Annotated in this window: 13 protein-coding genes; all 13 read right to left on the reverse strand. The window is 70.4% G+C overall.

Annotated elements, in window-relative coordinates; genetic code table 11:
- Nucleotide 1: 1 nt before the first annotated feature.
- Nucleotides 2–940, reverse strand: coding sequence for a sulfate adenylyltransferase subunit CysD (gene cysD, locus ACWCRB_RS35040; protein WP_450999906.1), 939 nt, complete (start codon nucleotides 938–940; stop codon nucleotides 2–4).
- Nucleotides 937–1,524 carry an adenylyl-sulfate kinase gene (cysC, locus tag ACWCRB_RS35045; protein ID WP_450999907.1) on the reverse strand — a complete coding sequence of 196 codons (588 nt, stop codon included), beginning with the start codon at nucleotides 1,522–1,524 and terminating at the stop codon, nucleotides 937–939. The genes cysD and cysC overlap by 4 nt, the downstream gene beginning before the upstream one ends.
- Entirely contained in the window at nucleotides 1,524–2,234 is a 711-nt protein-coding gene (locus ACWCRB_RS35050) for a phosphoadenylyl-sulfate reductase (RefSeq protein WP_450999908.1), read from the reverse strand. Before ACWCRB_RS35050 ends, cysC begins: the two co-directional genes overlap by 1 nt.
- Nucleotides 2,231–2,410: a hypothetical protein gene (locus ACWCRB_RS35055; protein WP_450999909.1), complete on the reverse strand. Its 180-nt coding sequence runs from the start codon at nucleotides 2,408–2,410 to the stop codon at nucleotides 2,231–2,233. Before ACWCRB_RS35055 ends, ACWCRB_RS35050 begins: the two co-directional genes overlap by 4 nt.
- Complete coding sequence (locus ACWCRB_RS35060) at nucleotides 2,407–4,101, reverse strand: nitrite/sulfite reductase (RefSeq protein ID WP_450999910.1); 1,695 nt, start codon at nucleotides 4,099–4,101, stop codon at nucleotides 2,407–2,409. The genes ACWCRB_RS35055 and ACWCRB_RS35060 overlap by 4 nt, the downstream gene beginning before the upstream one ends.
- A 124-nt stretch (nucleotides 4,102–4,225) precedes the next feature.
- A complete protein-coding gene (locus ACWCRB_RS35065; protein ID WP_309486338.1) occupies nucleotides 4,226–4,309 on the reverse strand; it encodes a putative leader peptide in 84 nt (27 codons plus the stop codon).
- Between the two features lie 149 nt (nucleotides 4,310–4,458).
- The gene (locus ACWCRB_RS35070; RefSeq protein WP_450999911.1) at nucleotides 4,459–5,031 is read right to left on the reverse strand and encodes a GNAT family N-acetyltransferase; all 573 of its coding nucleotides are present in this window, start codon (nucleotides 5,029–5,031) and stop codon (nucleotides 4,459–4,461) included.
- A 170-nt stretch (nucleotides 5,032–5,201) separates the two neighbouring features.
- Complete coding sequence (locus ACWCRB_RS35075; RefSeq protein ID WP_450999912.1) at nucleotides 5,202–6,611, reverse strand: hypothetical protein; 1,410 nt, start codon at nucleotides 6,609–6,611, stop codon at nucleotides 5,202–5,204.
- Between the two features lie 190 nt (nucleotides 6,612–6,801).
- Entirely contained in the window at nucleotides 6,802–8,094 is a 1,293-nt protein-coding gene (locus tag ACWCRB_RS35080) for a GAF domain-containing protein (protein ID WP_450999917.1), read from the reverse strand.
- Between the two features lie 418 nt (nucleotides 8,095–8,512).
- Nucleotides 8,513–10,147 carry an acyl-CoA dehydrogenase family protein gene (locus tag ACWCRB_RS35085; protein WP_450999913.1) on the reverse strand — a complete coding sequence of 545 codons (1,635 nt, stop codon included), beginning with the start codon at nucleotides 10,145–10,147 and terminating at the stop codon, nucleotides 8,513–8,515.
- An 84-nt stretch (nucleotides 10,148–10,231) separates the two neighbouring features.
- The gene (gene sbnA, locus ACWCRB_RS35090) at nucleotides 10,232–11,227 is read right to left on the reverse strand and encodes a 2,3-diaminopropionate biosynthesis protein SbnA (protein ID WP_450999914.1); all 996 of its coding nucleotides are present in this window, start codon (nucleotides 11,225–11,227) and stop codon (nucleotides 10,232–10,234) included.
- 96 nt (nucleotides 11,228–11,323) lie between these two features.
- Entirely contained in the window at nucleotides 11,324–12,361 is a 1,038-nt protein-coding gene (gene sbnB, locus ACWCRB_RS35095; RefSeq protein WP_450999915.1) for a 2,3-diaminopropionate biosynthesis protein SbnB, read from the reverse strand.
- The coding region (locus ACWCRB_RS35100) for a TauD/TfdA family dioxygenase (protein WP_450999916.1) at nucleotides 12,358–13,193 on the reverse strand (836 nt) is incomplete at its 5' end. The genes ACWCRB_RS35100 and sbnB, both read right to left, overlap by 4 nt.

Here is a 13,193-nt window from a genome sequence, read left to right on the forward strand (position 1 = left end):
GCTAGAAGTACCCCTCGCGCTTGCGGTCTTCCATCGCGGCCTCGGACATCTTGTCGTCGGCGCGGGTGGCACCCCGCTCGGTGAGCCGGGAGGCGGCGATCTCGGTGATGACGTCGGCCAGCGTCACCGCGTCGGAGTCGACGGCACCCGTGCAGGACATGTCGCCGACCGTGCGGTAGCGCACCTGCCGCTTCTCGACGGTCTCGTCGGCCTTGGGGCCGCCCCACTCGCCGGCGGTCAGCCACATCCCGGCCCGCTGGAACACCTCACGCTCGTGCGCGAAGTAGATGTCCGGCAGCTCGATGCCCTCACGGGCGATGTACTGCCAGACGTCCAGCTCGGTCCAGTTGGAGAGGGGGAACACGCGTACGTGCTCGCCGGGCGCGTGCCGTCCGTTGTACAGGTTCCACAGCTCGGGGCGCTGGCGACGCGGGTCCCACTGCGAGAACTCGTCCCGCAGCGAGAAGACGCGCTCCTTGGCCCGGGCCTTCTCCTCGTCGCGCCGACCGCCACCGAAGACCGCGTCGAACTTCTCGGCCTGGATCTTCTCGGTCAGCGGAAGCGTCTGCAGCGGGTTGCGGGTCCCGTCCGGACGCTCCTTCAGCACACCCCGGTCGATGTACTCCTGCACGGACGCGACATGCAGCCGCAGCCCGTGCCGCTCGACCGTACGGTCCCGGTACTCAAGGACCTCGGGGAAGTTGTGCCCGGTGTCCACGTGCAGCAGCGTGAAGGGGATCGCCGCGGGGGCGAACGCCTTCAGCGCCAGGTGCAGCATGACGATCGAGTCCTTGCCGCCGGAGAAGAGGATCACCGGCCGCTCGAACTCACCCGCCACCTCACGGAAGATGTGCACGGCCTCGGACTCGAGGGCGTCCAGGTGGGAGAGGGCGTACGGGGCGCCCGTACCCTCCGCCGGCTTGGCAACGGTCGTCGTCATGCCAGTCCCCTCTCGGTGAGCAGCGCGTGGAGCGCGGCCGCGGACTCCTGGACGGTCTGGTCCTGCGACTCGATCCGCAGATCGGGCGTCTCGGGTGCCTCGTACGGGTCGTCGACCCCCGTGAGCCCGGTCAGCTCGCCCGCGGCCTGCTTGGCGTACAGACCCTTCACATCGCGTACGGAGCACACCTCGACCGGGGTCGCCACATGCACCTCGAGGTACGCGGCGCCGCTCTCCTGGTGCCGCTTGCGCACCGCCTCGCGGCTGTCCGCGTACGGCGCGATCACCGGGACCAGCGCCTTGACGCCGTTACGGGCGAGCAGCTCGGCGAGGAAGCCGATGCGCTGCACGTTCGTGTGCCGGTCCTCGCGGCTGAAGCCGAGGCCCGCCGAGATGAACTCACGGATCTCGTCGCCGTCGAGCACCTCGACGAGGTGGCCCTCCTCGCGCAGCCGGCCGGCCAGCTCGTACGCGATGGTGGTCTTGCCGGCGCTCGGCAGACCCGTGAACCATACGGTGGCTCCGGTCGTCACTGGTATCTCCTGGTCCTCGGGGGTCGCGGTCTCGGTCTGGGTCTGGGTCATCAGCCGTGCAGCCCGCACTCGGTCTTGCCGCGGCCCGCCCAGCGGCCGGCGCGCGCGTCCTCGCCCTCCAGCACCCGGCGGGTGCAGGGCGCGCAGCCGACGGAGGCGTAGCCGTCCATCAGCAGCGGGTTGGTGAGTACGCCGTGTTCGGCGACGTACGCGTCCACGTCGTCCTGCGTCCAGCGGGCGATCGGGGAGATCTTGACCTTCTGCCGCTTCTCGTCCCAGCCGACGACCGGGGTGTTCGCCCGGGTCGGGGACTCGTCGCGGCGCAGGCCGGTCGCCCAGGCCGCGTACCCCTTGAGGCCCCGCTCCAGGGGCTCGACCTTGCGCAGCTTGCAGCACAGGTCGGGGTCGCGGTCGTGCAGCTTGGGGCCGTACTCGGCGTCCTGCTCGGCGACCGTCTGGACGGGGGTGAGGGTGAGGACGCGGACGTCCATCACGGCCTCGACCGCGTCACGGGTGCCGATGGTCTCGGGGAAGTGGTAGCCGGTGTCGAGGAACACGACGTCGACACCGGGCTTCGCGCGGGAGGCGAGGTGGGCGACCACCGCGTCCTCCATCGAGGAGGTCACGCAGAAGCGGTTGCCGAAGGTGGCGGTGGCCCACTGGAGGATCTCCAGCGCGGAGGCGTCCTCCAGGTCACGGCCAGCCTGCTCGGCGAGTGCCTTCAAGTCGTCGGTCGTACGGTCTTCCTGAACGGTGGTCATATCTCGTCCCCTCCCGTTTCCTTGTGCTGAAGTCCGCGGGCGAGCAGCCCGAGGAACTTCAACTGGAAGGCTCGATTGCACGCTCCGCATTCCCAGGCGCCATGGCCCTGCTCGTTCGGACGCAGATCCTCGTCGCCGCAGTAGGGGCAGTAGAAGGGGGCGGCGCGCTCGCTCATGAGAGTGACTCCTCGGAGGCACGGGTTGCCCAGGCGGCGAAGCGCTCGCCGTCCTCGCGCTCCGCCTGGAAGTTCTTCAGCACGCGCTCGACATAGTCCGGCAGCTCCTCCGAAGTCACCTTCAGACCACGGACCTTGCGGCCGAAGCCCGCCTCCAGACCGAGGGCGCCGCCCAGGTGGACCTGGAAGCCCTCGACCTGCTCGCCCGCGTCGTTCAGGACCAACTGGCCCTTGAGACCGATGTCCGCGACCTGGATACGGGCGCAGGCGTTCGGGCAGCCGTTGATGTTGATGGTGACCGGCTCGTCGAACTCCGGGATACGGCGCTCCAGTTCGTCGATCAGGGAGGCGCCACGCGCCTTCGTCTCGACGATCGCGAGCTTGCAGTACTCGATGCCGGTGCAGGCCATCGTGCCGCGCCGGAAGGGAGAGGGGTTGACGCGCAGGTCGAGTGCCTCCAGGCCCTCGACGAGCGAGTCGATCCGGTTCTCCTCCACATCGAGCACGATCATCTTCTGCTCGACGGTCGTCCGGACGCGGCCCGAGCCGTGGGCCTCGGCCAGTTCGGCGATCTTCGTGAGGATCGTGCCGTCCACGCGGCCCACGCGCGGGGCGAAACCGACGTAGAAGCGGCCGTCCTTCTGGCGGTGGACGCCGACGTGGTCGCGCCAGCGCTCGACGGGCTGGGCCGGGGCCGGGCCGTCGATCAGCTTGCGCTTGAGGTAGTCGTCCTCCAGGACCTGGCGGAACTTCTCCACGCCCCAGTCGGCGACCAGGAACTTCAGCCGGGCGCGGGTGCGCAGCCGGCGGTAGCCGTGGTCGCGGAAGATCGAGATGACGCCCTCGTAGATGTCCGGGACCTCGTCCAGCGGGACCCAGGCGCCCAGGCGCTGGCCGATCTTCGGGTTGGTGGAGAGACCGCCGCCGACCCAGACGTCGAAACCGGGGCCGTGCTCGGGGTGCTCCACACCGACGAAGGCGATGTCGTTGATCTCGTGCGCCACGTCGAGCAGCGGCGAGCCGGAGATCGCCGACTTGAACTTGCGGGGCAGGTTCGAGAAGTCCTTGTTGCCGATGATCCGGCGCTGGATGACCTCGATGGCGGGCGTGCCGTCGATGATCTCGTCCTCGGCGATCCCGGCGACCGGCGAACCGAGGATGACGCGGGGCGTGTCACCGCAGGCCTCGGTGGTGGACAGGCCGACCGCTTCGAGCCGCTCCCAGATCTCCGGGACGTCCTCGATACGGATCCAGTGGTACTGGACGTTCTGCCGGTCCGTGAGGTCGGCCGTGCCGCGTGCGAACTCCTGGGAGATCTCGCCGATCACCCGCAGCTGCTCGGTGGTGAGCCGGCCGCCGTCGATACGGACGCGCAGCATGAAGTACTCGTCGTCCAGCTCCTCCGGCTCCAGGATCGCGGTCTTGCCGCCGTCGATCCCGGGCTTGCGCTGGGTGTAGAGCCCCCACCAGCGCATACGCCCGCGCAGATCGTTGGGGTCGATCGAGTCGAAGCCGCGCTTGGAGTAGATCGTCTCAATGCGTGTCCGCACATTGAGACCGTCGTCGTCCTTCTTGAACTGCTCGTTCCCGTTGAGCGGGGTGAAGTGTCCCGCGGCCCACTGACCCTCACCACGGTGACGGCTCACCTTGCGGCGGGGCGCGGCGGCAGGGTTCTGCGGGGTGGCGGCCATGATTCATAGTCCTTCGGGACAGGCGGAAAGCTGCTCTTACCTGCGCGCACGGGCGCATGGTCAGACTGGCGCGGCTCTGCGCAGGCTGAGGCAAAGGGGAGGGGGCGGCGGTGCTGGAGGCTCGTCAGCTCGCCGGACAGATGGCGCTGGACATGCGGCCGAGGTCGACGTGCCGCCGACTCACCAAGGCAATCCCAGTTCCAGACATGACGGAAGCGTGTCATGGCAATCTGGACACAGTCCAGCATTGTCCACCATGCGGACACCCTTGTCTCGTACGGTGAGACGGGGTGTTGTCGGTCACATGGTGGGGGTGCGACGGGTCGAACGGGTGGGTGGCGGCCGTGTCCGGCCAGGTCAGGCGGAGTACGCGCCCGGCCAGGGTCCGGGTGCGGTGACCTCCTTCTCCTCTTCGACCTTGGTGTCGAAGAGGGTGAAGCCTCGGCGCAGATAGTTGTCCATGGCGTGCTCCCCGTCCTTGCTGCATGTATGCAGCCAGACCCGCTTGGTCGGGGCCAGGCCCGGCCAGCGGTCGCCGAGGTCCCAGGCGCGGGCGGTGCCGTACGAGAGGAGGTGGCCGCCGATGCGGCGGCCGCGGAAGGCGGGGAGCAGGCCGAAGTAGGCGATCTCCACGATGCCGTCGTCCTGGGGTTCGAACTCCACGTAGCCCGCCGGGGTGCCGTGGTCGTAGGCGACCCAGGTCTCTACGCCGGGGCGTGCGAGGTACTCCTGCCAGCGGGCGTATGTCCAGGTCAGGCGGTCGGTCCAGCGGATGTCTCCGCCGACCGAGGCGTAGAGGTAGCGGCTGAACTCCGGGGAGGGGAGTTCGGCGCGGGTGATTCTGACGTCCCCGTCGGGGGCCTCGGCGGGGAGGAGGTCGGTCGGGGAGGTCTGTTCCAGGGACCAGGTGGTCACGGCGATGTTGCTCATGGCGGTCAGGGAATCATCTGGGTGGGTTGCCTGTCGATTGTCGTCCGCGGGCCCGGTGGGGGCTGGTCGCGCAGTTCCCCGCGCCCCTAAAAGCAGGGCGTCACCGTGCGCCCGAATTCATCAGCGCCGCCTTCCCCCACTTCACCAACCTCGCTCCGCCCGTGTGGGCGTTATTTCAGCGAGCCGGTGATCGACGACAGGGGTACGGCATACAGCACCCGTTCCGGGACGGCTGTGCCCTGCCAGCCGTTTCGCCTGTCCGCTGCCCGTTCCGTCAGGGACCAGACCTCGCCGGTGCCCTCCCAGTAGGAGAGGGACTCGGCGTGTTCGGCCCAGCAGCGGCGGGACTGGTCGTCGGTTCCGCAGCGGGCGGCCTTTGCTGCGCCCTCGGAGTCGAGGCGCCAGAGGGTGCCGTGGCGGTTCTTGGCGCCGGGGGCGTGGCCGATGTACCAGTCGGCCTTCTCGTCGCCCGCCGAGCGGTACGACAGGACACCCTGTATGCCGGTGGCCTTCGTCGAGTAGGCCTCTACCGCGTCCGCGCGGCCCAGGGCGTTGGTGGCGAGGAGGCCGGAGCGGTCGCCCGCGCCGCTGAACGAGTAGCGCCACAGGCGGCTGCGCTGATCGGCGCCGGACGGGAACCACTCGCTCGCGACCAGGCTGTCGGGCGTGGAGCTGCGGTCCAGGGAGAGGGAGCCGAAACAGGGGGTGCGGTCGTCCGAAGCCGGGTCGCACGTGCCACCGGTCAGGCTGTACGAGGCGACGGCGGGCATGACGTAGCCGTAGCCGTGCGCCGACCAGCCGCCGGGCACCTTGCCGACGGCCGGGCTGTCGACCGAGGTGCGCTGGATGCGGTTCATGTCGTACACGTAGAGGGACTCGTGGTCGGAGTCCGTGGGCGAGGCCGTGACCAGCAGCTTGTCCTGGTACCAGACCATGCCGGAGATCGACGAGGACAGCTTGCGGTAGTCCGAGCCGTCCTTCGTCGGGACGACCAGAAGCACCCAGCGGTAGGTCATGTTGCTCAGGTCGTTCGCGTCCATGACGGCGACCCGTGCCAGGCCCTGGGAGACCGTGGGCTCGTCCGGCTTGGCGTCGTTGTGCGTCCAGCCGGAGAGGATCACGCGGTTGGCGCCCCAGCGGCCGTCCTCGTCGGCGTCGCCGGAGGTGGTGACGGACTGCGGCAGCCAGCGCTGGCTGGCCGAGTCGGCGTCGTCCCAGCAGTACGCGCGGGTGGCCGTCGGGGCGACGGGCAGCGCCTCGGTCTCGGTGGGGGCGCACTCGGCCGTGTTGCGCATCGTGCGGTTGGTGTGTTCCAGGACGGTGCTCACACCCACCGTGCCGCCCATGGAGGTGGCCAGCCGGTCGAGTGAACTCTTCGACGCCAGGTGCTCCTTGAGCTGGAAGTTCGCCAGCTCGGCGGCGGACGTCACGGACTTCAGGGGCCCCGGGTTGTCGCTGCTCACGGCCTGGGAGGCGCTGACGATGGTGGCCGCGGCGGTGAGGGCGAGGGCGGTGCCGGCGAGGGCGCCGCGCAGCGCTCTGCCCCTCCTCTGCCTGCGGTGTCTGCCGCGATGTTTCATTACATCCTCCCGTGGCAGGCCAACTGCTCGTCACGGTCCGTGTGTTGAACCAGGACAGCAGTGTGGGGGGCCGTGGGATGGATGGTACGTCAGGGGGTGCCGGGCCTGGTCGAATACCCCGGAATCCATGCGCATGTGTTGTGCACGGGGCCCGTTCGGGCCCTTTTTCGTACGCAGGTGTCACACCCGGTCACTGTGCGTCGCCCTTTCGGTCGTCGGTTGCCGCTCCCCGTACCCGGGCCACCGTCGGCGCCGTCGAGTGGGGCAGTAGATCGAGGGGGTTGTCCGGAAGGAGGACAGTCACCTCCGTCTCGTCGCTGAAGCGGTACGGGCGATGGTCGAGAAACGCCCCCAGATACCGCCGTATCCGCGAGATCTCCGCGCGTACGGTCACCGTGCGGGCCGGGTCGCCGAACACGTCCTCCGCCAGGCCCGCCGCACTGCGGCCGCTGCGGTGCAGGGCCAGGAGGTAGAGCAACTCGGCGTGCCGGGGGCTCAGTTCATGGGTCCAGGAGCCCGCCGGGCCCGACACCGTCACCGAACAGTGGCGCGACCGGCCCAGGTCCAGGACGATCCGGGTGACGCCGCGCGGCTCCGGCTCCGCGGCGGCGCGGATCAACCAGCCGCCGGCCAGCGGCTCCACCGTGCACAGGCCCACCGACGGCAGCCAACAGCGGCCCGGGGACAGTGACTTGGGCAGGGTCACGCGGTTCGTGTACGGCATGCCGGTGACCGCGGCCGTCCAGCCGTCCCGGTCCACCGCCAGGGCCCGCCCGGCGAGCCGCGCCAGCACCGGCGCCGCCACCGCCCGCAGCCGCTCCAGCGAGTGCTGGTGCCGCTCCCGCAGCCCCGCCTCGGCGAGCTTGGCGACCGAGTCGACCCAGGCGAGCGTCGCCGGATGCATGCTCTCCAACGGCCCGCTGATGTCCACCACCCCGATCAGCCGGCCGTCGCGCGGGTCGGTGATCGGCGCGCCCGTGCACGTCCAGGAGGCGTGCGACCGTACGAAGTGCTCGGAGGCGAAGACCTGTACGGCCCGCCGGGCGACCACCGGGGTGCCCACGCCGTTGGTGCCGACGACGTCCTCGGCCCAGTCGGCGCCGGGCTCGAACCCGAACGAGTCGGCCTTGCGCAGCACGGGCGTACTGCCCTCGCGCCACAGCACCCGGCCCTCCTCGTCCGCGACGACCATGATGTGCTGGCTGGCGTCCGCGACCGACAACAGCCCCTGCCGCAGCACCGGGAGGACATGCCGCAGCCGGGTGGTCTCGCGCCGCCGCTCCAACTCCTCGCGGGTCAACAGGCCGGCCCGGAAGTCGTGGTCGGGGTCGACGCCGCTGCGCAGCATGCGGTCCCAGGACTGGTCGATCACCGGGCGCGGCGCGAGGCGCGGTCGCTGTCCGGTGAGGCGGGCCGCGCGTACGTCGCTGAGCAGTCGCGCCGCCTGCGCCGCGTCTCGGGCGGCGAGCTGTGTGACGTCCATCGGCGGGTTCGCCACTGGATCCTCCCGTACAGGGGTGCGACAACCGGTTGCCGGAGCCGTTCGGCGACGCTGCCAGGGCCCCGTATTGACTGGTTGTCTCATGGTGCCGTCCCGTGGCCCCGGAGCGACACACTCCGCACACAGATGCCAACAAGTTGCAACCCCCTGCAACCCTGGTGAACTGCCCTGCGGTGTCTGAAACTTGGGCGACGCCGCCCGCGCGGCGTCCGCGCTCCCGATCCATGCGGGCCAGCGAGCGGGGGTGGTGCCGTGTCGGCGCAGCACCATCCCCGCGGTGCGCTCCGCGGGTTGGGCGGGTTTTTGGGTGCGGGTCCGGTGGGGGCTGGTCGCGCAGTTCCCCGCGCCCCTGTCGGGGGGCGCTGGCGCGCCTCCCCGACATCGGGATAGCCCGTGGGGGTCAGGGCAGTGGTCTTGCTCGGGTCACCACCTCTGCCAGGTTCAGGGTGTGGGGGAGGGTGCCGAAGGCGTTGCCCCAGTCGCCGCCCAGGCGGGAGGCGCAGAACGCGTCGGCTGTCTCCGGGGGTGCGAAGCGGACCAGTAGGGAGCCCTGGAGGACCAGGGCGATCCGCTCGACCAGGCGGCGGGCTCGGCCCTCGATGCCGTCCAGGTCGGCGAGTTCGGCCAGCAGGTTCTTGATGGCGCCGTCGAGGCGGTGGTCCGCGCCGCGCGCCTTGCCGACCTCCAGGAGGAACGCGTTGAGCGCGGCCGGCTCCCGCTGCATGGCCCGCAGCACGTCCAGCGCCTGGACGTTCCCGGCGCCCTCCCAGATCGAGTTGAGCGGCGACTCGCGCAGCAGCCGGGGCATGCCCGACTCCTCGACGTAGCCGTTGCCGCCCAGACACTCGGACGCCTCCACCACCAGCGGGGTGCAGCGCTTGGTCACCCAGTACTTGGCGGCCGGCAACGCGAGCCGCAGGAAGGCCCGTTCCTGTTCGCCGCCGTCGTCGTAGGCGGCGGCCAGCCGCAGCGCGAGGGCCGTCGCCGCCTCCGACTCGAGGGCCAGGTCGGCCAGTACGTTGCGCATCAGCGGCTTGTCGATCAGCTTCCCGCCGAAGGCCTCGCGGTACGTGCAGTGGTGCACGGCCTGGGCGACCGCCTGCCGCATCAGCGCCGCAGCGCCGAGCACACAGTCGAGCCGGGTCGCCGAGACCATCTCGATGATGGTGCGCACGCCGCGCCCCTCGTCCCCGACCCGGCGCACCCACGTCCCGTCGAACTCGACCTCGGCGGACGCGTTGGACCGGTTGCCCAGCTTGTCCTTGAGCCGCTGGATACGGAACTCGTTGCGCGTGCCGTCCGGCAGGACGCGGGGGAGGAGGAAGCAGGTCACTCCGCCGGGGGCCTGCGCCAGCACCAGGAAACCGTCCGACATGGGCGCCGAACAGAACCACTTGTGGCCGGTCAGCTCGTACGTCCCGTCCTCGGCGAGCGGCCTCGCGACCGTCGTGTTGGCCCGTACGTCGCTGCCGCCCTGCTTCTCCGTCATGCCCATCCCGAAGAGCACCCCGGCCTTCCGGTCGGCCGGCCCGAGTCCCTCCTCGTAGACGGTGGACGTCAGCCGGGGCTCCCACTCGGCGGCGAGCGCCGGGTCGGTGCGCAGTGCGGGCACCGCCGCGTGGGTCATCGACAGCGGGCAGCCGTGGCCCGCCTCGGCCTGCGACCAGACGAGGAAACCTGCGGCCCGCCGGACATGCCCGCCGGGCCGGGTCCAGGCCGCCGTCAGCCCGGCGGAGACGCCCTTGCCGAGCAGCCGGTGCCAGGCAGGATGGAACTCCACCTCGTCGATCCGGTTGCCGTACCGGTCGTGCGTGCGCAGCTTCGGGGGGTTCTCGTTGGCGAGCGCCCCCCATTCCTGCACCTGCGCGGATCCGGCGGACTTCCCGAGCGTGGAGAGTTCGTCCCGGGCCTCGTCCAGAAGCCCGGGGTCCAGATGCCGCTCGACGGCCGCCACCAGGGCCTTGTCGGCGGTGAACACGTCATATCCGACCAGGGGCGGCGCCTGGTTGGTCACGGTGTGGGTGCTGGCTGCCATAAGGGGAACCTACCCCCCGGTACGGTGTTGTTCACCGGTTCCCGGCGGCGCAGCACCCCGTGCCGTTCGTGCGATCCGTGCCGGTCAGGCCGGTCGGGAGAGTGCCGCCAGTTCGTCGGAGGCCAGGGAGGTCACGTCCTGGTCGGCCTGGAGGGACTCCAGCCAGCCGGGGTGGTACACGGTGTCGAGGTAGCGCTCGCCGAGGTCCGGGGCGATCGCCACCGCCGTGAGGTCACGTCCGTCGTGCCGGGCCAGCCACTGCCTGGCCCCGCTGATGACCGTGCCGGTGGACCCGCCGAACAGGAAGCCCCGGGCCGCCAGCTGTCGGCAGACCCGCACCGCGTCCGGTTCCTCGACGCGGATCACCTCGTCGATGTACGACTCGTCGAGCAGCTGCGGCCGTACGCTCGTGCCCAGGCCCGGGATCATCCGGGGTCCCGGCGGCCCCCCGAAGGTGACCGAGCCGACGGCGTCCACGGCGACGATCCGCACCCGCCGGTTCCACTGCCAGAACCAGCGCGCGCAGCCCATCAGCGTGCCGGTGGTGCCGGCGCCGACGAACAGGACGTCCAGGCCCGGGAACCGGCGGGCGATCGCCGGTGCCGTCGTACGGTAGTGCGCCCGCCAGTTCCCGTCGTTCGCGTACTGATTGAGCCATACGTACCGCTCGTCGGAGGCGCACAACGCCCGGACGTAGCCGATCCTGGCGCCCAGGAAACCGCCGTGCAGATCGGGCCGGTCGATGACGTGCACCCGGCTGCCCAGCGCCTCCATCAGACGGATCGCCTGTGCGTTGCAGCGTGAGTCGGTCACGCACAGGAACCCGTAGCCCCGACTGGCCGCGAGCACACTGAGCGCCACGCCCAGGTTGCCCGAGGAGGACTCCACGAGAACGGATCCCGGCCGCAGCCTGCCGTCCCGTTCGGCGGCCGCGACCATCTCGCAGGCGGCCTTCATCTTGATCGAACCGGCGAAGTTGAAGCCCTCGCACTTCAGGAAGAGAGGAAGCCCGACGGTGGCCCGCAGGTCGACGTACAGCTCGTCCTCGTTGAAGTCCGATGGTTGGGAAATGACTGGCATGTTGTCCCCCTGAGTGTGACGCGCCTGCCTCGGCGCGCCTGATCTGTGGCACGGCGCCCGGTGACCCGGGCGCTGCGACTTGTCCCCCTGAACAGGTCAGCCGTGCCGGCGCAGTTCGTGGAAGAAGCCGTCGACGACACGGAGTTCGCCGCGGCGGGTCACCTCGTCGTGGACGAACCTGCCGACGGCGAGGTCGAGCACTCCGAGGCCGAAGGGCGAGAACACCACCGGCCGGTCCACCGGGACCTTCGTGCGTCCGGTGAGTACGTCGTCCAGCGTGCCGTCGATGAACTCCCGGCTGCCGGTGAGCTGTTCGGCCAGGTGCGGAGAGGTCTCCGCCTTCAGGCAGTGCTCGACGTCGTCGACGTAGTTCGCCGAGGCGAGCAGGATCTCGGGCGCGAGGTCGCGCAACGAGACGTGCAGGACGAGCGGATGGTGGTCGAACCAAGACACGTCGTGGATGTGCGGCTTCGCGGCGACGGTGGCGAACACCAACAAGTCGCTTGAACGGACGAGCTGTTCGGCGCTGTCGTGCACGGTGACCTTGCCGCCGCCGTCCGACCGCTCCAGATAGCCCCGGAAGCCGGCCGCGCTGTCGGCGGACAGGTCGAACACACCCGTCTCGTCGAACTCCCAGCCGGTGGCGGCGAGATAGGTGTGGATGTAGCGGGCGATGAGCCCGGTGCCGACGAACCCGACGCGGGTCGGCCGCGCACGCCCCTGGCTCAGTTTGGCGGCGGCCAGCGCTGCCGAGGCCGCCGTACGGGAGGCGCTGATGATCGAGCTCTCCAGGCAGGCGAACGGGTAGCCCGTGTCGTGGTCGTTGAGGATCAGCACGGCCGAGGCCCGCGGGATCCCGCCCGCCACGTTCTCCGGGAAGCTGGACACCCACTTCAGCCCGTCCACGCGCACGTCCCCGCCGATCGACGCGGGCAGCGCGATGATCCGCGACGACGGACGGTCCGGGAACCGCAGGAAGTACGAGGGCGGGTTCACCGAGTCCCCGGCCCCATGCAGCCGGTACACCGCCTCGACGAGGTCGACGACGTCCGACTCCCGTCCCTGGAGGGCCTGTTGGACCTGCTCACCGGAGATGACCGAGAACGGCGGGACCGTGACAGGGGTGGTGGTCATGATGCATTCCCTTCGAGGGAGTCGGTGCGGCGGACCGGGTCGGCCAGGGCGGCGAGAACCTCGCGCGGCCCCTCGAACGGCTCCCGGCTGTGTGCCGTACGGATGTTGTCGACGAGCAGCAGATCGCCGCCCTGCCACGGCTCGCGCACGGTGTGCGCCGTGTACACCTCGTTGAGGATCTGGACGACGTCCTCGCCGATCGGATCGCCGTTGCCGTAGCGGGTGTTGAAGGGGAGGCCGTCGGCGCCGTACACGTCGACCAGGTACTCGTGGACCTCCGGGTCCATCGTCCACTCGTTGAGGAACGCGATCTGGTTGAACCAGCAGCGCCGGCCCGTGACCGGGTGGCGCAGTACGGCGCCGCGCCGCTGGCGGGTGCGCAGGGAGCCGTCCAGCTCCCAGGCGAACTCGATGGCGTGGGACCGGCAGTAGCGCTCGACCGAGGCGCGGTCGGAGGTGCCGAAGGCCTCGGCGAGCGTCGCGCCTATCTCGTCGTTGAAGGTACGGGTGAGCAACCAGCCCTCCTTCTCGAAGCGTTGGACGAGTTCGGCGGGCAGCGCGTCGAGCACGGCCGCCGCGTCGGCCACCCCGGTCGCGCCACCATCGGCGGGCGCTTCGAGGCAGGCGAACATCAGCAGGCCGGGGAACTCCTGGGCGTAGCTCAGCTCGTGGTGCATGCACATCGGCTGGTTGGGCGGCCACTTGGAGGACGAGTACACGCCGTCGGCGTACCGCCGCCGGGGCGCGAAGGCCTCCTGGTCGCTCATCAGGCCGTCGGCCAGCCGCCGCAGCACGGCGCCGGTCGTCGCGGCCTCGGTCTGCACGAGCCCGC

Source organism: Streptomyces sp. NPDC002156 (genome assembly GCF_053593675.1).